The sequence below is a fragment of the Psychrobacter sp. BI730 genome (assembly GCF_013414195.1).
Taxonomy (GTDB): Bacteria; Pseudomonadota; Gammaproteobacteria; order Pseudomonadales; family Moraxellaceae; genus Psychrobacter.
In genome coordinates, this window is the sequence record NZ_JAATTV010000011.1 from 38989 (window position 1) to 61412 (window position 22424).

Sequence of the window (22424 nt, forward strand, 5' to 3'; positions counted from 1 at the left end):
TGCTTTGGACAAAGCATTGATAATGAGCGTATATCAAGCAAGGATAAGACACTCGGCACTACCACCAAAATACGTCAGACAGCACGAACGCATTTATTATAAAGACGCTAAGCTCTATTGGCTTGGTTTCTAATTATCGACAATTTTATATTGCTCGGTAATGCTAATAAGAGCAGCGTGGTGAACGGTTATCAGTGGTATGCATCAAGTTTGCTGAATTTACAGCAACTTATACTTACCAAGGATTACTATGACTGACATCTTATCTGCAATCGCCGCTGAAAACGGCATCATCGAAAGCACTGACACTCCAAATACTGATAATAATACTCAAGCGGCTGCTACTGACGCCACTGAAGAAAACAAAATCACCTTTACTGATCTTGGCATTGCTAAGCCAATTCTTACTGCGCTTGATCGCAGTGGCTATACCAATCCAACCCCTATTCAAGAACAAGCCATTCCTTTTGCTCTAGCAGGTCGTGACCTTTTATTGTCAGCGCAAACGGGTAGTGGTAAAACAGCGGCTTTCGTTATCCCTGTACTTGATCGTTTGAGCCGTGCTACTAGCTTTGACAAACTAACCAAAGCACTTATCCTAACGCCAACGCGTGAACTTGCTCAGCAAGTACATGACAGCGTTCGCACTTATTCTAAAGATATGCGCGGTCTATTTTGTGTACCACTAGTTGGCGGCGCACCATACAACGGTCAGATCACTGCCTTGAAAAAGGGCGTTCAAGTAATCGTTGCAACTCCTGGTCGTCTACTTGACCATATCAATGCAGGTCGCGTTGACTTATCAAACCTAGAAGTATTGGTACTTGACGAAGCTGACCGTATGCTAGACATGGGTTTTGCTGATGACATTAGTGATATCCTTCGTGCAGCGCCAATCGATCGTCAAACGATCATGTGTTCAGCAACTTGGGATGGCCCAGTAGGTAAAATCGCTGCCAGTTTCACTAAGAACCCTGAGCGCGTATCAATCAAAGTAGAATCTGCACACATCGAAGAAAAAGTGTACTACTGTGATGATTTTGATCACAAAAACCGTTTACTTGACAAAATCGTTTGCCAACAAGATATGGAACAAATCATTATCTTTGCTGCTACCAAACGTAGCACTGAAAAACTGGCTAAACAGTTACAAGAAGCAGGCCATAAAGCAAGCTTCCTACATGGTGACTTGCCACAGAGCAAGCGTAACCGTATCGTTCAAGACTTGCGTAATGGTAAAGTAAAAATCCTAGTAGCGACTGACGTTGCTGCTCGTGGTCTAGATATCCCAGCTATCTCGCACGTTATCAACTATGACTTGCCGCGTCAGACTGAAGATTACGTCCATCGTATCGGTCGTTGTGGTCGTGCTGGTCGTACTGGTGTTGCTATCAGCCTATGTAGCATGGATGATCGTCCACAGCTTAACGCTATCAACCGTTATCTAGATCGCAAAATGGAAGTATGTGTTATCGAAGGTATGGAGCCTAAGAAAACTTACGTACCTAGCGAAAACAAAGGTAATGGTCGTGGCCGTGGTCGTGGTCGTTCTAACGGCGGTGGCGGTCAAGGCCGTGGTCGTTCAGGCGGTGGCTATGCTGGTAAATCTAGCGGTGGTGGTCAAGGTCGTGGTCGTTCAAGCGACAGCGCTCCAACTGGTCAACGCGCTAGCAACGACAGCGGTTATCAAGGTAAGCCACGTGATACGTCAGGCAAACCGAATGAGCGTTCAGGTGGCAAGCCGTATCAAGGCAAGCGCACTGGTGGCCCAAGCCGCGGTGATAGCAATGGCGTTCCACGTGGTGAGCGTGCTGCAACTGGTCGCGGTCGTCCAAGCGGTAGCCAAGGCCGTCCAGCTGGTCGTTCTGACAGCCGTGGTCAAGGTCGTCCAAACGGCGGTAACCGTGGTAACAACTCGTAATACAGCTATATTTGACGATTAAAATCATTGATTTATTAATCGTCTAAAGATAGCACTAAAAAAGCCAGATACTTGTTATCTGGCTTTTTTGCGTTTACTTGTTTTGTATAGCGCCATGATTAGCTTACGTCCTTACTTGCCTAGCCGTTACCTTGCTATTCATTCTGTTAAATACTACTCAGCAAATCCTAGCTAATAGTCGATGGCTGCTTGCAGGAGTTTTTTGCCTTGTCTATACTGATTTACTTTTGCCCGTTGTAATTCTTGGAGCACCTTGATGCCTGCCACCTCAAATTTAGCAATTGATAATTTGCCATTAGCCTTTGGCATCATTATGGCCATTATTGGTCTGGTTTTTTATACCCAAGGCTTACCGGGTAAGTTTTGGCGTCGGTTTTATGCCGTATTGCCTGGTATTGTACTTTGCTGCTTTATACCAGCCACTCTAAATAGCTTGGGTGTGTTTGCCGATGGTATTGGTTCGCAGATTTATGGCTTTACTGCGACTTATTTGCTGCCAGCAAGTTTACTATTGATGACCTTATCTATGGATGTACCAAAAATACTAGGGCTAGGCTGGAAGGCGATCGCGATGTTTTTCGCTGCTAGTATCGCTATCATCATTAGTGGTCCGATCAGTTTAGGGATTGCCAAATGGGTATCGCCTGAAATATTCACTTACGATACATTATGGCGTGGGTTCTCTGCTGTAGCGGGCAGTTGGATTGGCGGGGCGGCTAACCAAGCAGCGATGAAAGAGCTGTTCGGGGTCAGTGATGATTTATTTGGCATGATGATTTTGGTCGATACCACCAATGCCTCATTGTGGCTACTGGCTATCTTGGTCATGGCAAAACACAGCGAAAAGATAGATCGTTTTCTACGCGCTGATACCAGTAGTATCGATAAAGTAGTTAAAGCGGTTGAAAGCTATGAGCGTGATCATGCCCGCCCAGCCACCATCAATGATTTGATGGTGATGTTTGGCTTATGCTTTGCGATGGTCGGAGTGGCGCACTTTGTCGGTGGCCAGATTGCAGATTTCTTTGCGCCTTATAGTTGGGCCGTTCAATATAGCTTTGCCAGCTCGTTCTTTTGGATGGTGGTAATTATTACGGTAATAGGTGTTATATTTTCGTTTACTAAGATACGTAGGTTAGATCATGTTGGCGCATCAAAAATCGGCACGGTATTTATCTTTGTATTAATCGCCGCGATTGGTATGCAAATCAATCTGGCTGGAGTCGTCTCACAGTGGCGACTATTGCTTATCGGTTTACTATGGATGAGCATCCATGTCGTTATCATATTTGCCGTTGCTAGAATCATTCGAGCACCGTTCTTCTTTTTGGCAGTTGGCTCTAATGCCAATACGGGCGGTGCTTCTTCTGCACCGATTGTCGCCACAGCTTTTCATCCATCGCTAGCGCCTGTTGGCGTGTTCTTGGGTATTTTAGGTTACGCAGTAGGGACATTTGGTGGTTATATCAGCACCCAATTGATGCGCTTGGTTGTGTCTTAATGTCTAAATTTTCAGTTCTTGCTAAACAAAACCCGCCTTGATGCGGGTTTTTTATTATTAATGATTGGGTGACTTGAGTTATCGTTTTGTCTATCTATGCTATTGATATGTAAGCCTAGCCATGGCCACACATGAGTACGTGTTAACCTTTCTGCTAATTAAATAAAGACAACTAATCAAGTAAAGAAAACTAAGCACGTTAGGAATAAACAACGATTCGATAGGAACAATAACGCTATGGCAAATTCAGAAAAATTAGAAGAAAAAACAAGTAAAACAAGCACAGTGAGAAATACCCTTTATAACCCTGACCAAGACAATATTCAGGTCAGAGGTGCGCGCGTACACAATTTGAAGAACGTTGATGTTGACTTACCTCGTAATGCCTTGGTGGTCTTTACTGGTATCTCAGGCTCAGGCAAGTCGTCATTAGCATTCGGTACACTATTTGCCGAGTCACAACGCCGTTATCTTGATTCTGTATCGCCTTATGCCAGACGACTCATTGATCAGGTCGATGAGCCGGATGTTGATACCATAGAAGGGTTGCCACCAGCAGTCGCCTTGCAGCAAAAGCGAGGTACGCCTTCAGTGCGCTCGTCCGTGGGTAGCGTAACGACGATATCCAATGGTCTGCGCATGCTGTACTCACGAGCAGGAGAGTATCCTGCCGATCTAGAGATTCTATACGCTGATGCATTCTCTCCCAACACCCCAGATGGCGCTTGTCCGACTTGCTCAGGTATCGGCCGTGTCTTTGAAGTCACTGAAAAGCTGTTGGTGCCAGACAATACCAAGACCATCCGTGAGCGGGCGATTGCAGCTTGGCCACCAGCGTGGCAAGGTCAAAACCTCAGTCGTATATTGACCACATTGGGCTATGATATTGATAAACCATGGCACACACTACCTAAAAAAACACGCGACTGGATTTTGTTTACAGATGATACGCCGACAGTGCCTGTCTATCCTGAATACAATCTTGAGCAAACGCGCGATGCGATAGAAAACGGTGAGAAACCAAATTATATGGGTACTTTTGTCAGTGCCAAAAACTTCATTTTGCATTCTTTTGCCACGACCCAAAGCCCGCGTACCAAAAAACGTGTCTCGCAATTTATGCAAATATCTGAGTGCCCAGAATGTCACGGCAAAAAACTAAAGAAAGAATCGCTATCGGTTAAGTTTGCAGGATTGGATATAGGCGAGCTATCACAGCTAACGCTAACAGAAATGGCGGAAAAATTAGAAGTAACCGCTTGTACCAAGGTAGCCGATAACACACCAAACCGCGAAAAAGCTATCGTCGCCCAACGTATTGCCAGTGATATCCTCTCTCGTGTTGAAGCGCTGACAAGGTTAGGGTTAGGCTATCTCTCGCTTGAGCGTACCACACCGACACTCTCTCCTGGTGAGCTACAGCGGTTGCGTTTGGCTACTCAAATTCGCTCGCAGCTGTTTGGCGTGGTCTATGTCCTTGATGAGCCATCGGCAGGTCTGCATCCTGCTGATACTCAAGCATTGCTAGGGTCTTTGGATGAGCTAATCGCGGCTGGTAACTCGGTGTTTGTCGTTGAGCATGACGTTAGTGTCATTAGACATGCTGATTGGGTAGTCGATGTCGGGCCAAAGGCAGGCACGCATGGTGGTGAGATTGTCTATAGTGGTCCTGTAGATGGTCTTCGTGAGGTTGAACAGTCGCATACTGGTCAATATCTCTTTGCCAATACTACGTCTAACGCGAAGTCAAAATCTAGCACGAGGCAGCCGGCAGCCTGGCTCAAACTTGCCAACATTGAGCGAAATAATATTACAGGATTAGACGTTGAGTTTCCGCTTGGGGTCATGACCAGCGTTACAGGGGTCTCAGGCTCAGGCAAATCAAGCCTCGTCAGCCAAGCATTGGTAGAGCTTATTAGTGAAGCGTTGGGGCAGAAGACAGTTACAGAAGCGCCTGTCGGTGAAGCAGATTTACTTGAGCAGGAGCTTGAGTCAGTAACTGGCGGTGAAATTGTCGCTGGTATGGAGCACGTCCGTCGCCTTATTAATATTAATCAAAAAGCAATTGGTCGTACACCGCGATCTAATTTGGCAACCTATACTGGTTTGTTTGACGATGTACGCAAGCTGTTTGCGGCCACCAAACAAGCAAAATCTCATGGCTATGATGCTGGCAGGTTCTCATTTAATACGACCAAAGGTCGTTGCCCAAATTGCGAAGGGTTAGGGTTTGTCAGTGTTGAGCTGTTATTTTTGCCAAGCGTCTATGCGCCTTGTCAGGTTTGTTATGGTCAACGCTATGACGAGGATACGCTAGCAATCACTTATCAAGACAAAAACATCGCTGAAGTTTTGAATTTAACAGTTGAAGCGGCACATGAATTTTTTGTTGATGAAGCGCCTATTTTGCGTGCATTAGAGGCGTTGCTGCAAGTTGGGCTTGGCTACTTACGTTTAGGTCAGCCTGCCACCGAGTTATCAGGCGGAGAAGCGCAACGGATTAAACTTGCCACTGAGCTGCAACGCACACAGCGAGGCGACACCCTATACATATTGGATGAGCCAACCACAGGTCTACACCCTGCCGATGTGTCTATGCTTATGACGCAGTTAAATGGTCTCGTCGATGCGGGCAATACTGTCATCATGGTTGAACATGACATGCAAGTGGCTAGCAATAGCGATTGGATCATTGACATCGGACCAGGGGCAGGGGATGCGGGCGGAGAAATCGTCGCTCAAGGTACACCACATGACGTGGCCCAATCAAAAGACAGCCGTACTGCACCTTTCTTATCGGTATGATTTTATTGAAGTGACGACAAGTCTTCAAATTGGGTTCGAAGGTGGAAGGACTATCCCCAATAACCATCAGGACATTTAGGCAATTCAACTAACGTGCGACGTAACGCATCTGACCACTGATGACGAATCGTATTAAAGTACTCATCACGCTCATCAATACGTCGGCCGTTGGGCAGAGCTAGGCTGTCATTGTTATAAAGTACAAAATCTATCGGCATACCGACTGATAGGTTTGAGTGAATCGTGGAATCAAATGACAGCATCAACGCACGTGCCGCGTGCCTTACATCCGTGTTGTAGCTGACAGAACGATCCAAAATAGGTTTGCCATATTTGCTTTCACCTAACTGAAAGAAGGGCGTATCTTCAGTGGCTTTGATGCAATTGCCTTCAGGATAAATCAGGTATAGCTCAGGTGGCTGTCCTTTTATTTGACCACCAAGCATAAACGAGCTGGTAAATGCACCATCGCGAGTAGAGTTAGCGACTGCTTTTGCATGGTTCATAACATCACGCATACATTCACCAACCATTTGCGCGGCATCAAACAACGTCGCTACTGTATTGAGGTTACTCTCAGCACGCTGGTCAATGTCGCTTTGTAGTTTATTGAACACTGCCTGCGATGTCGCTAAGCTACCAGCTGTCTGTAGCACCATAAAGCGCTCGCCTTCAACGCCGTATTGATACAACTTTCTGAATGTCGATATGTGATCAACACCGGCATTCGTGCGCGTGTCACTGGCAAAGACCATACCGTCTTTTAGACGAATGGCAGCACAATAAGTCATAAAATACCCTTGATGAATAAACGTAATAAAAAATAGCAAACGCTATGATAGCTTTTTGACTAATACCAAACTGTAAAGATTTTCGTAACCGCCGCCCATACGCACGCCGCGAACAGGCGCCGTATCTAGATAATCTCGCCCAATAGCCACATACACATGTGAGTTTGGGGTAAATGCCTGATTTGAGATATCAAAAGTATACCAGTAACCATCCAGCCAAACCTCAGCCCATGCGTGACTGGCCATGTGATTTTCGGTATCGTCATACAGATAACCAGACACATAACGGGCTGGAATCTGTTGATCGCGCAAGATACCTAAAAATACATGCGTATGGTCTTGGCACACACCAGCACTTGTCGCAAACGCCTCAGCAGCGGTCGTGCCCACATGCGTGACGTCTTTAACAAAAGGCATTTTCATAATAAGGGCATTCGCCATTGCCTTTAAGCTGTCGTGAGTAGGGGTTTTTAGATATGGCGCTGCAAATTCTCGCATCTCTTGTGAGCATTTGGTCAACGGGGTTTGTACGGTAAATAGCAGGTAGGGGACATGATCCATATCTTCTAAACGTTCGGTTTCGGTGTTGATCTCAACGATACCCGACGCCTGCATTTGTAAGTTGTTATGTGCCTCGTTACGACTGAGCGTGAGCCATGCATTACCAAAGCCATCCTTTTGATTGGTAGCCACTTTAGGGAGCATCACATCCCATTTATGAATGGTTTGGTGCGGCATTTGCATGGGGGTCATGCGTATATACTGTACACTGCGCTGTGCCAGCTCATCGTAATAATAGTTGGTTTGATGACTGATTTGAAGTTTCATGGCATTTTCCTTATAGCGTCTTTCTATTTCTATTTTCTGTTTATTCCATATGTCTCATGAGCCATTGTTATTGGTTTTTGGCTAGACACCTTCTATACACCTTGACGCAATATGAGATTGAACTCTTTGCTAATCAGCGCAAAATCACTAAATTTCTTTGACCTGATCATCTGGTTGGTCAAGCGGATAAGCTCACGCCAGCGCGTATTCTCCGGCAACTCATTAATCCAATGTCTGAATTCAAAACTGATCTCTGTTGAATCCTCTTCCAACAAGACGGCACGCTCAAGCTGCTCAAAGTGGCGCCCTAATTGCCAGAAGCAAGTCACTGTCGGATTTTCTTGTTTCATCGCAGCGTTACACGCGTGTAGCTGCAAGGTCGCTGCTCGATACGTGCCAGCACTTGATAAACGCTTGATCAAGTTATATAACTCAGCGGTATCTTTACCAATGACACCTTTGGCCTCTTGGACATTGTCCTCAATCGATTGCACGATATTGGGTATGATGTTTTGTTCCAAATCAGCCATCATTTGTGCTTTCATGGTGGTCAGTGACACTTCACCATCAACGGCAAACCCTAAGTGACTAATTAGATGCCTAATCTGTGATTTTTTGAGATCGCCTTTGATGAGTTGTTTCATCACATCGTCGTAGTAATACAGACGCTCACTATATCGGCCTAGCCATATTAAGTGGCTGGCGGTAGAGAGTAGCAGTATCATGGGCGCATCATCTAAACTCTCGTAACCTGTTTCTAAGGGCTGGACGCGATCATAGTAGTTCGCATGCCCTGAAGCATTGACACCTACTGATGATAAAGGCGAGCACTTGTCGGTTTGCTGGTTGTCTAAATCACTGTCATCAATAATCCAAGTGTCTTTGATACCGCCGCCTTGGGATGAATTGACGACCAAAGAGCCTTCAACCATGGCCACTCGTGTCAGACCACCAGGTACAATATCTACTGTGCCATCACCATGACTGAGGATAAAGGGACGTAAGTCAATATGACGCGGTGCGATACCGTCGCTTACGGCAGTGGGATTGGTAGATAATGAGATAGTCGGTTGGGCAATAAAACCGGCTGGGTTTTCAAGCAGACGCAGGCGATATTCTTCGATTTCTTTTTTGGTTGATGTCGGACCAATGAGCATTCCGTAGCCACCTGAACCTTGCGTTTCTTTTACCACCAGCTTGTCTAGATTGTCGAGTACATATTTGAGATCGTCGGGCTTACGGCACTGGTATGTCTCGATATTAGGTAGGATGGGCTCTTCATTTAAGTAGAATTTGATCATATCTGGCACAAAAGGATATAAACTCTTATCATCGGCCACACCCGTACCTGGGGCGTTAACAATTACCACGTTGCCAGCGCGATAAGCACTCATTAGCCCTGATACACCCAATATGGAATCAGATTTAAAGGCTAACGGATCAATATAGGGATCATCAATGCGGCGGTAGATCACATCGACTTGTACCTTGCCGCGAATGCCTTGCATATAGACTTTGCTGTCCTCAACGACCAAATCATAACCATGAACGAGTGGTACATTCATCTCATGCGCTAAGAAGGCATGCTCATAATAGGCACTATTAAAGCGACCTGGCGTTAAAATGACGACTTGTGGATCATATTTGGATGTTGAGCTGGCAAGACAGGCTTTGAGACGGCTAGGGTAATCACTAATACCCATAATAGGGGTGTCAGAAAATATATCAGCTAATAGTGTCTCTGATATATTGCGACTCTCAAGCATATATGAGACGCCTGATGGGGTACGCAAGTTATCCTCTAATACACAAAATCTACCTGTCTCGTCTCGAATCAAATCAATACCGCTGATGTGCGAATAGATAGGTTTGTCGAGCTCAATGCCCATCATCCATGGCTCATAACAGCCACTGGCATAGACGTAGCTGGCAGGGACAATATCCGCCTTCATGATGGCTTGGTCATGGTAAATATCATGTAAGAATGCATTGAGAGCGGTGATACGCTGTTTACAGCCTGCTTCTATTTGTTTCCATTCGCTCGCGGCAATAATGCGTGGAATGATATCAAACGGAATCATACGCTCGATGTTTTTGGCATCGCTATAGACGGTAAAGGTAACCCCTTTACGGTAAAAGATATTTTCTGCTTGTTCGTTTAGATAATTGAGGGCATCCATGTTGATGTTATCAAGCCAATGGCCAACAGCTTGTGCCACTGGGCGATACTTACCCTTACTTATCTGCAATTCATCGAAACTTTGTGGTTTTTTCTCAGGTTTTTCTGAAGTGTCTTTTGTTAAGGTATCTTTGGCCATCGTTGAATCAGGACTTGTGGTATCGGTTCTGGTTGCTTTAATGGACTGACTCTGACTCTGACTCTGATTTGCAGATTTTTCTTTGTCTGGGTTTCCATCCTTAGACTGACTTTGAGATGCTGTTTTATTCATAAATACCTCACGTATCCTTGGTAAAGTTATACTTTATGATGAATACACTGTCTATGCTAAGTAGAGTAGCACTTGTACTGCGCCCAACAGGTAGTCTATCTCCTGTATGGACTATACAACGGTTAATGAGCAATATACAACAAGAGTTAAATAATAGATTTTTAAAAACTTGAACCTAATTCTAATAAGTTTAACTAAATATAAACAGGAGGAGAGAAGACGTGAAGCTACGTGGTAGGCTCTTAATGCTAGCAAGTATAGGGTTGTCAGCGACTATCAGTGTGACTGGCTGTGGTAGCGAGCCCCAACAAGATACCTTGCCCGCTGGTAGCACAGTGATCGCACTTGGCGACTCTCTAACCTATGGTTACGGCGCAAATACTAAAACAGCGTATCCTACGGTGCTAGCAGAGCTAAGCAAATGGAACGTCGTTAATGCAGGCGTCAATGGTGATACTTCTGCAGATGTACTGACTCGAGTGAATGAGATCACTGAGCAAAACCCTGATTTGGTCTTACTGGGTGTGGGTGGTAATGATGTATTACAGCGCATTGCGCCTGATACCACGCGAGCTAATATCATCGCGACTATAGACACCTTACGATCCAATAATATTGATGTTGTCCTAATCGCTGAGCCGCATCTCAGTACCAGTGCTTTGTTTGGTAAGGCCAGTGATAATCCACTGTATGAAGATATTGCGGAAGCTGAAGACATACCTCTGTATTCTGATGGCTGGTCCACTGTACTGTCAGATGATGCATTGAAATCTGATAAAATTCATGCTAATGCAGCAGGCTACAGACAGTTCGCTGAAGGGTTGCATGAGTATCTAAAAGATGAAGGGTGGGTACGCTAAACCGAAATTTAAACCACAGTTTTTAAGTTTAAAAGCTTTTAAGTTTAAAAATTATGAGTAAGGTGTATGTCTGTAGTCAGTGTATAACGCACACAAAAAGCAGAGAGTTTATTGGCAAGACTCTCTGCTTTTTTATTTGTATTTTGCTAATGACAAATAGTCGCTAAATTTTATAGCCTAGTCTTTTTCATTGTCGCCCATGACAACTACTAAACCTTCATCAGCGGCTATTTTACCTTCGCAAATGTCTTCATAAACCTCCAGCAAGCCATTAACCCCGTCAAGCTCTTTAATTTTTAGCCATGCATTGGTTTTTGCTGTACTGTTCATGACGTAGCGCATAGAGCGTTTATTAAATTCTTCAGGGCCCCATTCTTTCATGCATTGCTGTACATGGCTGGGCGCAAAAAACTGCTGGCTACGTGCTTGAATGATACCTTCGGCATGACGTGGCTCGTCCCAATGCGTACGACCGACATTGCTGGTATAGCGCATGTTGTCGCCTAAGTGTCTGTGTAGACGGCTAAGCACGTCAGTATTGGCTGACACATCTACAATGACTGTCGGTTTGGTCGCATCAATCTGCTCAAGCGTGTCATAGCTAAGCACACTGTCATAAGCATCGATGGAATTAACAAATAGTGTCCTTACTCTAAGTTGAGCTTCTATCAACACAATCAATTCATAATTGTTTGTGCATAACAGTGTTATATACTAGAATAACACTGTTATAATTGTCAAGACCTAGTGAGAATCTAATGGATGCCAGAACCAAAATATTAAATGCTGCATCAGAGCTTTTCTTAGAAGGAGGCGGGGATGCCTTAAGCGTGCGTGGTATCTCTAAACGCGCAGGCCTGTCTACAATCGGTATATACAGCCATTTTCAAGGCAAGCAGGGCATACTAGATGCGCTGTACATAGAAGGGTTTAACCTAGTCCGTGAAGCCATGGATGTGATTCCAGAGGGCAAAGCATGTAAAGAGCAAGTATTAGAAGCGTGCTTGGGTTATCTCAATGTGGGCGAGCAACACGAGGCACACTATCGGCTGATTTTTGGGGAATCTGATGCAGGATATCAGCCCTCTGAAGAAGCAGTTGCAGCCAGAGACAGTGCATTTTCAAAACTGGTACGGGTGGCAGGTTCTTATTTATCAGAAGATGCTAGCATGACGGAACGTCGGCAAATAGCGTTAGATATCTGGGCAATTGTGCATGGGTACGTCAGTATTAGTCACCATGTAGTGTTCGCCGATGAACTGGAGCTAGATTGGAAGACGATGGCACTTCGTGTGGTTGGAGTACAGTTGGATGCCATAAAGTCTTCTTAATAACGATATTGGTATATTTGTGGCAAGTGAGTGCACGCTAGGCTGAGTTATTTCAATATCGTAAGGTTTAAGGATAGCAAATTATGTTTGACATCATAAAAGATTGGCGTGAACAGCGTATATTAGATAATAGTGAATTTACCCATGCCGATTGGATGCAAGCGGCTGAGCGTATCGTGATACTCGACAGATTGAGTGTTGACGAGATGACGCATTTATTTGAGCTCGCGACATTGTTTTTGGCTGATAAGTCCATCATTGGTGCACAAGGTTTTGAGATTACCAATGCTGTGAGACAATCGATTGCACTACAAGCCTGTTTGCCGATCTTGAACTTAGGTCTTGACTGGTATGCTGGTTGGTCATCCATCATCATTTATCCTGGCTCGTACAAGAGCGACAGCACCACCGTAGATGAGTTTGGTATCGTCCACGAAGGCAGTCAACACCGTAGCGGGGAAGCATGGCTGCGGGGGCCTGTCATTCTCTCATGGAAGGACGCTAAGCACTCAGGCGAACGTGACGGGCATAACGTTGTCATTCATGAGTTTGTTCATAAGCTCGATATGATGAATGGCCGTGCCAATGGCTTTCCGCCCATGCAACCTAATATGGATCCTGCAAACTGGACTCAGATTATGAGTCGCGATTTTGAAGATTTTCAAACACATCGCAAGTCAGGGCTTGATCGGTATGGCGCAACCAATCCTGCAGAATTTTTTGCCGTTCTCAGTGAAGTGTTTTTTGAGACCCCACAAAAGCTAGTTGATGCTTATCCGGATATTTATGAGATTATGGTGAAATTCTTTCGTCAGACGCCGTTATAAGTGATATTTATAGGGATGGTGATAGTAAGCTGTATTTAAGACAGCATAAGCATATTAGAATTAGGGAAGCTGAAATGACTAACGCTATAAGTGATAATGTGGCAAAAGCAGAAATCTATGAAAGTGCTGATGGAAAGGCGCAAGTAGATGTACGTTTCGAGCAGTAGACTGTCTGGCTGTCACAAGCATAAATGACCGAGTTGTTTGGTCGTGATCAATCAGTCATTTCTCGTCATATCGCCAATGCCATAAAAGATGAAGAAATCGCTGAAAAAAGCAATATACAAAAAATGCATATTGCAAATTCTGATCGCCCGGTGACTTTTTATGACTTAGACGTGGTTATATCAGTCGGTTATCGCATCAAATCTCCCCAAGGCGTGCAATTTAGACGTTGAGCACTGCAGCGGCGCTTTTTTGTTCGTGGATTTTTTACGCCGTAACCACCGACTGCTGAATAATAAAGGCGACATGGTCATCAATAATACTGGGCTTGCAGCTTTAATCTTACTGGTCGCTGAGTCTGACCCCAACCAAAAAGAAACTTTGATCAAATTGATTATGAATATGTTGTCGTTAGAGGGCTAGTAACAAAGCTTGTCATTAAAAACTATACCAAAAACCATGTAGCACAATCCGCTATATATCTTTAATTGAATATATATAGCATTTATATCCAGATAGAGTAAGCTGTCACTTTAAACAAGCCTTATAAAAGTTGTCGGGCAATCTTTCTCTACACCTTAAACCGTCCATTGGTCATTAATGATAGCCACTAGGTAACGCTTGCCTTGATACTCATCAAATACCAAGCGTAGTACCCGCCAGTCCATACCATCATACTCATCCGTGCCTTTATAATAAAATTCTACAACATCTGATGTTTGGTATATTTCTTTTAAATTATTGATAGAATTACCATTATTTTTGAATTCATTGACATTGATACTAGCATTATTGAACTTTTTGCCATCCACCCAAGTATCCAGATAAGCAGGCAACGGCGTGACCAATAGATCGCCAGTACCGTCTTTTTCGCCCCAAGTAAATTGAATGTTAGACTGCTGTAAATACTGTGCAAATTGCCCGCGGCTAAAGACTTTATCTGACTCAGGCCGTACATAAGCGTACATCGAAAAACGAACGCCGCGTGTTGGATGGATATCATTAGTGATTCTAGAAAAGTCCTTATTTGCCAGGGCGCGCTGTATACGTAACGCTTGCTGTCTAAGAGTTTGCTGACTGATATCAGCATTACTAGGTGTTGATGAGCTACTGGTTGGCTGAGATACAATGGCTTCACTGGACTCAGAAGCAGACTGACAACCCGTAGCAGCTAGCGTGAATAGCAAAAGACTACTATAGGCTAATGTCGCAGATTTTTCCTTAAAAAAAGCAGGTAATGTCATCATAAAATCATCCTTAGCACAGTTATTAGCGAAAGAAAAATCACTATAAATTGTCATGGGAACCGGTAAAAAATACCATAGAAGCGCTATGTAATCGATATTTTAGTAAGTAAACCTGAATGATACGATAATACAGCAGAGTCCGAATATAGGTATGATGTAATAATCATAACACTTATAGGACAGAAGCTCGCAGAGAATAAGATGCCAACATATAAATCGCTGACATTACTATTGACCATAGGACTGATGCCTGTCGGTCACGCTATAGCCGATGTATCAAAAGTAGATCAGAAACAAAATGCCATGGCTGATATGAAGATTGCGACCATCACGAAAATGTACCAACAAGATATTGATGACCAAGGTATGAGTAATCCTGTAGTGCTGCAGCAATATGCAGATGCTGACTTGCAAGCAGCCATGCAACTTGAGCAAGAATATTTTGATAAAACTCAGACGTCCTGCAATATAGATTACGATGTGCTTTGGAACTCGCAAGATCCTGACTATACGCAAGACAAGAAGTTTTCAATAACTGCTCAAGGATTGGTTCAGGTTAGCTTGGCACAAGGTAGCGATGTTTATTATGAGCTGTCATGTGATGACAATGATAAAAATTGCCAAGTCGCAGACGTAGTTTTAGATCAGGATGACAAAACTTTGCGTCAGCATTTACTTGAAAATTGTCGTTAGTAAAACTCTATAACTAATATTAAATCTGATATAAGGCATAAGAATGACATGGTGTAAATGGTTTTACGCTTAGCTACTAAAACCGCTAGTTTGTTTTCGCATAATGTATATTATGTTAAATGAAGTCTATTGAGTAGTATGCTTAAGCCTTACTAACTATAGAATCATAACGATTATGTATTTCTGATGCTGTTGGATATAAACATCCTACCAAACTGTTTAGCTCTCGCCGACTAACTCTGTCCTGTTAATTCAACCGAATCTTTTGGATTATAGTTCACACCTGCTAAAGTTGATTCTTCATAATTTTCATGGATGCGCATTTCATCAGTCAATTTTAACTTTTGCTAAATGGTAGAACTTGGACTCAATATATAACTGGTTATCAATGCTCTATACTTCGCTAAAATGCTAATTGCTACGCTCACATATGTTATTAGCTTTTTATTCGAGATGATCATGGCTGCTCGTCTACGATAGTTTATTTATTATCTATGTCCGCTGGTTAAATCCTTAATATAGAAAAGCTGATAACCTATTTTCGATAACCATCATTTGTATGATTAGAAATCCTCTAATATTACCAAAATAGATTAAATTGCAAAAACTCAGCCGAACGTTATAACTCCTTCGAATATTTCTAATCTTATCTAGCCTTCAATCACTATGCCCAAGTCATCACGTATAACCTTTCAAATTTAACTCATAGACAGATTGTTAAATAATTAGAACTGACGCTGTTTTCTTTTGCGTAGCGATAAATTTTATCTACCCACAAACAGCCATCCTCTATTTATTGTTACCAAGCCATTTTTAAGATGAATGAGCTATCTATTGATATTTTTTAATGTATTTAGTCCGTCGTTATATATTTTCTATATACCCCTCAAAATTGGTGCATTCCAAATTTGCACAGAACAGTATTATGACCCTGATTTTTATATTCTGTGCGAGTACAGGAGCATGTGTTTTATAGAGAATATGCTCAACTCCTTGCCGAATCAATCATGGATACCATAATCGCATTTAACTATGTATCGAAATAACTGGTAGAAATGCCGTGTAACCCTCTCAGCGTATGGCCTACTCAATATTTGGCCACTATGCTATAATTATCCCCAAGTTAACCTTGGGGATAATTACGTCTTAAAAACTATTATCTAAAAGGCTTTACTAACAACACTAACGAATACCAGTGTCCATGATAGTGTCCAATACTTCTATATTTTTCTACAGAAGAGACTTTTTATAAGTCATCAATCATAAACCTATCATCAACCTTAATTATCATATGACGGATATACATTATGGCTATCGACACAGCAAACGATATCAACAAGCTCGAATGCCGAGACAAAGATTATTCTGTCAGTGTCTCAGGTGTAGCTGGCTTAAGTCTTCGTATTTATCCAAATGGCAAAAAGGAATACTACTTACGTTACTCCCATCCGCATATCGAGGGCAAACGCCCTAGGATGATGTTGGGTAAGATTGAGGATGTCAGTCTCCATGAGGTTAAGTATAAAGCAGACACCATTCTTGATATGGTCGCAAAAGGCTCTGACCCTAAAGCTATCCAGCAAAAAGAACAAACCAATAAATATATTCACCTAAAAAATGCACCATTTTCTGAGATTGCAAAAGCATGGCGAGAACACAAAACAGCAGGTCGCAATCAAAGTAAATCTAAAAAACCGTCATACAGTGAGTCAACCCTCAAGTTCTGGGATTTATGTCTAGGATATATGTGCCAAGAGATTGGTGATTTAAGAATGGACGATATCACCAGTGAGATGATACTGAGTGTGTGCGAGTCGATTCAAAACAATGGCAATCAAGCGACTTTCGTTGGTGCGAGCACTCGGCTATACACTGAAAAAGTCTTTTCATTCGCTGTTGCTCGAGGGTTGTGCGATAGAAATGTAGCTGTCGATACCCGTGGTGAGCTTGCCCCTGCCAATTCAGGCCATCACTTGCCAGCCATCACCAAACCAGATCAATTTGCGACGCTTCTAAAAGATATGTCTGATTTTAGAGGTGCAAGTAAGATTACATTAGAGGCGATGAACTTATTGCCTTATGTATTTGTACGTAGTATCGATCTGCGCTCGATGCGTTGGGATGACATCGATTGGGATAATAATACATGGGCGTTCTCCCCGACCAAAGGCGAAGGTCGTGACGATATGGTCTCTCACTTAGTTGTCCCCTTGGCCACGCAAGTGATTTCTCGATTACGAAACATTCAGTCAATTACAGGGCATAAAGAGCATGTATTTGCGTCGATGCGCGGTTCAAGCAATGCTTATATTAGTAAAGCGACGTTGGTGCAGATATTCCACCGACTTGGATACAAAGACGTGCAATGTGCGCATGGATTTCGAGCATCGGCTAAAACCTTACTCATGGAACAGCCTGAGCTACGCTATTCTGACATCGTCACAGAATTACAGCTAGGCCATCGTATCAAAGACACACATGGCGGGGCTTACAACAGACTTGATGAAATCGATACTAGGGTACAGATGATGCAAGATTGGGCAGATTATATAGATGAGCTTCGGAGTCGTTAGAGAGTTATTTTAGAGTCAAAAACCATATTTTTTTGCACTTATTTATGGCTCTTTGAAATGTATTTTACGGAAGTTCACAGGAGACATGCCAGTAAACTGCTTAAACTGTCGACTAAAGGCGCTATGATCACCGTATCCACAGTTTAAGGAGACTTGAGTTACTGTTAGCTTATGATTCGCTAATAGTCGAATGGCATGCTCTAAGCGCATTTTTTGTACAAACTGAATGGGTGACATATTCAGTACTGCTTTGAAGGTACGCTCCAATTGCGATTGACTAAGATTTGCCAATTTCGCCAATTGACCAATATTAATTTTTTGATCAAGATTGTCTCGTACGTATTGATCTACACTTGCCAACCGAGCGTGCTTATGTAATATCCGCTCGTTATCTTCATCAATATCTACTGATATACCTACCATTGCTACAATATGATTTTCTACATCATAGACGGGGATTTTTTGCGTGATACACCATCCCAGCTGTCCTGATGCATAGCTATGAAGTTCTAGTTTATCAACAATTTCCCTACCTTCCCTCAATACTCTCAAGTCCTGATTAAGATAATCCTTCCCTTGAGATTTCAAAAATACTTGCTCTGTAGTCAGTCCTATTAGTGCTTTTTTGTTTTTAAGCCCGCTACGTCTAATGAGCGTTTTACTGACTAATCGATAGCATGCTTGGTCATCTTTAACAAAAAACACCACATTTTTCATAGTATCAAACAGAGGCATCAATAACGATATATTGCCAACAAACTCATCAAAATTGGCTGGTTGATAAGTCTGTAGGTGCTTTGACAGTTGTTTTGTAAGTGTTTCTAATACTAACGGCCGCATCGGTATATTCTCATATAGCATCTCAAGCTTGTCGTTGAGCTTTTCAGGTATTTTAGGGTGCTACACAATATTTATACTCCTAAATATCTTTATAGCCTGTGCAGAAATGCGCATTTATTCATATAAAAACATCAAGACTGCTTTTCTGAAAAACGTCATTCTATATTTACGCCTTGTTCATTTATGAATAACGCTAACAGTATATTAACTCACGGATGAATCAGGTAGGCAGTCATGTTTGATACGCTTTTCACTCTTAAGATTATTGATTCGCATACTGGCGGTGAACCTACTCGTATGGTGTATGCAGGATTTCCTGAGCTTAGTGGGCAATCTATTCAAGAAAAACTTCAAGACTTCAAACAGAATTTCGATCATTTACGTCAAAGTATTATCCTAGAACCTCGTGGTAATGATGTGCTTGTCGGAGCGATTTTGTGCCCGCCTTCTGATCCTCGTGCCACGGCTGGCGTGATCTTCTTTAATAATCATGGCTATTTAGGTATGTGTGGCCATGGCACTATCGGCGTTATTACATCTCTAGCTTATCAACAAAAGATAACCGCTGGTGATCACTATCTAGAAACAAACGTAGGCCTAGTTAAAGCAACCTTGCATGATGATGGTAGTTGTAGCGTCCAGAATATCCCCTCTTATCGCTACCAAAAACAAGTAGAAGTTCAAGTACCCGATATCGGTCCTATCTATGGAGATATCGCTTGGGGTGGTAATTGGTTTTTCTTAGTCAACGATCATAAGCAAGCTATTGAAGCCAATAATGTTGAGGCGCTTACTCAATTTAGCATACAGATCAAAAAAGCTCTTCATAAGTCTGGAATCACGGGTGCTGACAATGGCGAAATTGATCATATAGAACTGTTTGGCAAGAGCGATCTCGCCGGCACTAACAGCAAAAACTTCGTATTATGCCCTGGATCTGCCTACGATCGCTCTCCTTGTGGTACTGGAACCAGTGCCAAATTGGCTTGCTTAGCCGCAGACAATGTACTCGCACCTGGTGAGACTTGGTATCAGCAAAGCATCATTGGCAGTGTCTTTAGTGCCAGCTATCAGCCTATTGATGTGCTTAGTCATCATAGCTCTCTTCATAACCACCCTATCAATACTATTATCCCCACGATCCGAGGGTACGCCTACGTATGTGCAGAGACCTCGCTCATCGTTCAAGACAGCGATCCGTTCAAATGGGGTATTTCTTTATAGATACCAGTTTATATAGCTTCTAGGAAGTAACCAATCACTGCTCAGTAAGGTCAAAAAAGCGAGACTCTCATGGACACACAAGTGTTTGATATACATATCATCGGTGGTGGCATTATCGGACTATGTGCTGCGGTTACCCTACAGTCTCGTGGGGTAAAAGTTGCAATTTTGGAAGCTAATAAAATCGCTCGCGGTGCAACTTATGGTAACGCAGGTCACATTGCCACTGAACAGGTTTTCCCTATTGCTGATGCCAGTATCCTACGACATGTTCCTGCCATGCTACTCAACCCTGAAGGGCCTCTGCGGATAGATTGGCGCTACCTTCCACGCTTAGCACCATGGGCATTCAAGTTATTACTTAATATGCGTACCGAACCATTTGCACGTAGTCACCAAGCGCTTTTGGCATTAAATGCACAGAGCCTTCAAGCTTGGCAAGATTTTGCCAAAGAGTGGCAGTTACATTCTTGGGTGCAAATACAAGGCTCTGTATTAACTGCAGAGACGCCCAACAGTCTAAAAGTGCTGACTGAACATGGTCAACGCTTAAATAGTTTAGGGGTTTCTAACAACCTACTCTCACAGTCAGCACTGACAGATCTTGAGCCTGCGTTAAAAGACAATCAACTGGGTGCTTTGTTTTTTCCAGAGACAGGTCATATCACCAATATAGAAGCCATTACCCATAAATTAAGCACTATTTTTAGATCGCTTGGTGGTCAAATTTATGAAAACTGCCGTGTTCTGAGCGCGGAAGTAATAACTGATGGTATTCGTTTGACGACGACACAAAAGCAGCTTCATGCCAGCAAAATTATGCTCGCCGCAGGAGCTAATTCCAAAGCCTTAGCCAAACAGCTAACAGGCGTCTCAGTACCAATGGATACAGAGCGAGGCTATCACCTGATGCTTCCTAACGAAAGTCAGCGTCTCAACATCCCTATTTCTAGCATGGATCGCCGCTTTATTATGACACCAATGGAAAAAGGGCTGCGCTTGGCTGGCACTGTTGAGTATGCAGGACTTGAGGCGCCAGCAAATATGAACCGTGCGAATATGCTATTAAAACAAGCTCAAGCAATGCTAAAGGCCCCACTAGATAGTGACAGCAATACGCAATGGATGGGGTTTAGACCTTCTACAGCAGACTCGCTACCCATCATAGATAAACATAACTCAGTCTTTTTAAACTTTGGTCATCAGCATCTAGGTCTGACCCAAGCTGTGGTAAGCGCACAGATGATCGCGGCTTTGTATTTTGGCGATACTGCCATGGTAGATCCTACTGCCTATCGTCTAAATCGCTTCAAACGTAAGTCTTTTAAATAATAATCGAACATCTTATCTCTATGACAATTCATAGAACCAACAACGTCGCTAATAGCTCATGGCTTACTAACGGCTTTTACTTCCAAATAAGGATATTTATATGAACATTCATGGCGTTTTAGTCCCTATCGTTACTCCTTTCGATGTTAATGGAGATATTGATACTCAAAAGTTAACCGAACTGGTCAATGTATTCATAGAAAAAGGCGTTACCGGAATCGTAGCTTGCGGTACAACGGGGGAATACTACACGTTCTCGCCTGCAGAGCGTGAGCTGGTTTTGACCACTATCGCTGACGCTGCCAAAGGCAAAGTCACTCTGATTGCAGGTATCAACAGTTTATCGACCAATCATTCTATCGAACTTGCTCATCAAGCCAAAAATCTGGGCTACGACGGCTTAATGTTATCAGCCAATCCGTATAGCCTACCAGACCAAGACGGTATTATTGCGCATTTTGAAACCGTCGCTGATGCCACTGACCTACCTATCATTATGTACAATTTTCCAGCACGCGTCGGTGTGAGCATTGAATTTGAAACCGTCGCGCATTTATCCAAACATCCCAATATTGTAGGTGTCAAAGAAAGCAGCGGCGATTTTAGCCATGCATTACGTATGCTACAGGCTGATTTTGAAAACTTTGAAGTGGTTTGTGGTTGTGACGACCAACCAGTAGATTTCTTCTTTTGGGGTGCTAAGAGCTGGATCGCTGGTGCGGCTAACGTATTTCCAGCAGAACAAGTCGCATTGTTTGAAGCCACAAAAAAAGGCGATTGGAACCGTGCTAAAGAGCTGATGACAGCCATGTATCCTGCTATCCACTCTATGGAGTCTGGAAACTATAACCAAAAGGCCAAAGCAGGCTGCATTAACGGGAGCATTAATGTTGGGTCAGTACGACTACCTTTGACTGATATGTCAAAAGAAGAGACTCAGTCATTTTTAGCACTTCTGTCTTGATACATCGAACCATTCTTATCGTTCCTACCATTGTATAGAAAAGGACAATCT

General features: G+C 43.1%; 18 protein-coding genes and 1 pseudogene. 13 read left to right on the forward strand and 6 right to left on the reverse strand.

Going from position 1 to position 22424, the window contains the following annotated elements:
- Positions 1-250: 250 nt before the first annotated feature.
- The 3 genes from HCZ91_RS09525 (at position 251) to uvrA (ending at position 6248) form a co-directional block, all read left to right on the forward strand.
- Entirely contained in the window at positions 251-1921 is a 1671-nt protein-coding gene (locus HCZ91_RS09525) for a DEAD/DEAH box helicase (RefSeq protein ID WP_179799169.1), read from the forward strand.
- A 277-nt stretch (positions 1922-2198) separates the two neighbouring features.
- Entirely contained in the window at positions 2199-3443 is a 1245-nt protein-coding gene (locus HCZ91_RS09530; protein WP_179799170.1) for a DUF819 family protein, read from the forward strand.
- 237 nt (positions 3444-3680) lie between these two features.
- The gene (uvrA, locus tag HCZ91_RS09535; RefSeq protein ID WP_179799171.1) at positions 3681-6248 is read left to right on the forward strand and encodes an excinuclease ABC subunit UvrA; all 2568 of its coding nucleotides are present in this window, start codon (positions 3681-3683) and stop codon (positions 6246-6248) included.
- Between the two features lie 50 nt (positions 6249-6298).
- Here uvrA and HCZ91_RS09540 read toward each other — a convergent pair whose 3' ends face one another.
- The 3 genes and pseudogenes from HCZ91_RS09540 to HCZ91_RS13970 form a co-directional block, all read right to left on the reverse strand.
- Positions 6299-7039, reverse strand: a complete 741-nt coding sequence (locus HCZ91_RS09540) for a peptidase (RefSeq protein ID WP_179799172.1) — start codon at positions 7037-7039, stop codon at positions 6299-6301.
- A 42-nt stretch (positions 7040-7081) separates the two neighbouring features.
- Positions 7082-7867 (reverse strand): transglutaminase family protein, encoded by a 786-nt coding sequence (locus HCZ91_RS09545; RefSeq protein ID WP_101205892.1) that lies wholly within the window; start codon positions 7865-7867, stop codon positions 7082-7084.
- 860 nt (positions 7868-8727) lie between these two features.
- A pseudogene (locus tag HCZ91_RS13970) lies at positions 8728-10020 on the reverse strand (circularly permuted type 2 ATP-grasp protein); the annotation flags it as partial.
- Between the two features lie 518 nt (positions 10021-10538).
- On the opposite strand from HCZ91_RS13970, the gene HCZ91_RS09555 reads away from it, so the two are divergent.
- On the forward strand, positions 10539-11177 hold the full coding sequence (locus tag HCZ91_RS09555) for a GDSL-type esterase/lipase family protein (RefSeq protein WP_346342188.1): 639 nt from the start codon (positions 10539-10541) through the stop codon (positions 11175-11177).
- 177 nt (positions 11178-11354) lie between these two features.
- On the opposite strand, the gene HCZ91_RS09560 is transcribed toward HCZ91_RS09555, so the two are convergent.
- Positions 11355-11852 carry a DUF2855 family protein gene (locus tag HCZ91_RS09560; protein ID WP_346342189.1) on the reverse strand — a complete coding sequence of 166 codons (498 nt, stop codon included), beginning with the start codon at positions 11850-11852 and terminating at the stop codon, positions 11355-11357.
- A gap of 83 nt (positions 11853-11935) precedes the next feature.
- Here HCZ91_RS09560 and HCZ91_RS09565 point away from each other — a divergent pair, with 83 nt between their 5' ends.
- The 4 genes from HCZ91_RS09565 (at position 11936) to HCZ91_RS13980 (ending at position 13923) form a co-directional block, all read left to right on the forward strand.
- Positions 11936-12508: a TetR/AcrR family transcriptional regulator gene (locus tag HCZ91_RS09565; protein WP_179799173.1), complete on the forward strand. Its 573-nt coding sequence runs from the start codon at positions 11936-11938 to the stop codon at positions 12506-12508.
- 83 nt (positions 12509-12591) lie between these two features.
- Positions 12592-13335 (forward strand): M90 family metallopeptidase, encoded by a 744-nt coding sequence (locus HCZ91_RS09570; RefSeq protein WP_179799174.1) that lies wholly within the window; start codon positions 12592-12594, stop codon positions 13333-13335.
- Between the two features lie 191 nt (positions 13336-13526).
- Complete coding sequence (locus HCZ91_RS13975; RefSeq protein ID WP_257020033.1) at positions 13527-13733, forward strand: virulence RhuM family protein; 207 nt, start codon at positions 13527-13529, stop codon at positions 13731-13733.
- 25 nt (positions 13734-13758) lie between these two features.
- Positions 13759-13923 (forward strand): hypothetical protein, encoded by a 165-nt coding sequence (locus HCZ91_RS13980; RefSeq protein ID WP_257020034.1) that lies wholly within the window; start codon positions 13759-13761, stop codon positions 13921-13923.
- A gap of 155 nt (positions 13924-14078) precedes the next feature.
- Here the strand turns inward: HCZ91_RS13980 and HCZ91_RS09580 are convergent, their stop codons facing one another.
- Positions 14079-14747, reverse strand: a complete 669-nt coding sequence (locus HCZ91_RS09580) for a hypothetical protein (protein ID WP_179799175.1) — start codon at positions 14745-14747, stop codon at positions 14079-14081.
- A 201-nt stretch (positions 14748-14948) separates the two neighbouring features.
- Here HCZ91_RS09580 and HCZ91_RS09585 point away from each other — a divergent pair, with 201 nt between their 5' ends.
- Both HCZ91_RS09585 and HCZ91_RS09590 read left to right on the forward strand, forming a co-directional pair.
- The gene (locus HCZ91_RS09585; protein WP_257020035.1) at positions 14949-15440 is read left to right on the forward strand and encodes a hypothetical protein; all 492 of its coding nucleotides are present in this window, start codon (positions 14949-14951) and stop codon (positions 15438-15440) included.
- A gap of 1307 nt (positions 15441-16747) precedes the next feature.
- Positions 16748-18013: an integrase arm-type DNA-binding domain-containing protein gene (locus HCZ91_RS09590; RefSeq protein WP_179799176.1), complete on the forward strand. Its 1266-nt coding sequence runs from the start codon at positions 16748-16750 to the stop codon at positions 18011-18013.
- A 42-nt stretch (positions 18014-18055) separates the two neighbouring features.
- On the opposite strand, the gene HCZ91_RS09595 is transcribed toward HCZ91_RS09590, so the two are convergent.
- Positions 18056-18853: a helix-turn-helix domain-containing protein gene (locus tag HCZ91_RS09595; protein WP_179799177.1), complete on the reverse strand. Its 798-nt coding sequence runs from the start codon at positions 18851-18853 to the stop codon at positions 18056-18058.
- A gap of 234 nt (positions 18854-19087) precedes the next feature.
- Here HCZ91_RS09595 and HCZ91_RS09600 point away from each other — a divergent pair, with 234 nt between their 5' ends.
- The 3 genes from HCZ91_RS09600 (at position 19088) to dapA (ending at position 22373) form a co-directional block, all read left to right on the forward strand.
- The gene (locus HCZ91_RS09600; protein WP_179799178.1) at positions 19088-20077 is read left to right on the forward strand and encodes a proline racemase family protein; all 990 of its coding nucleotides are present in this window, start codon (positions 19088-19090) and stop codon (positions 20075-20077) included.
- Positions 20078-20146: 69 nt separating this feature from the next.
- On the forward strand, positions 20147-21409 hold the full coding sequence (locus HCZ91_RS09605) for an FAD-dependent oxidoreductase (RefSeq protein ID WP_179799179.1): 1263 nt from the start codon (positions 20147-20149) through the stop codon (positions 21407-21409).
- Positions 21410-21509: 100 nt separating this feature from the next.
- Positions 21510-22373, forward strand: coding sequence for a 4-hydroxy-tetrahydrodipicolinate synthase (gene dapA, locus HCZ91_RS09610; protein WP_101205880.1), 864 nt, complete (start codon positions 21510-21512; stop codon positions 22371-22373).
- The last annotated feature ends 51 nt before the right edge of the window (positions 22374-22424 follow it).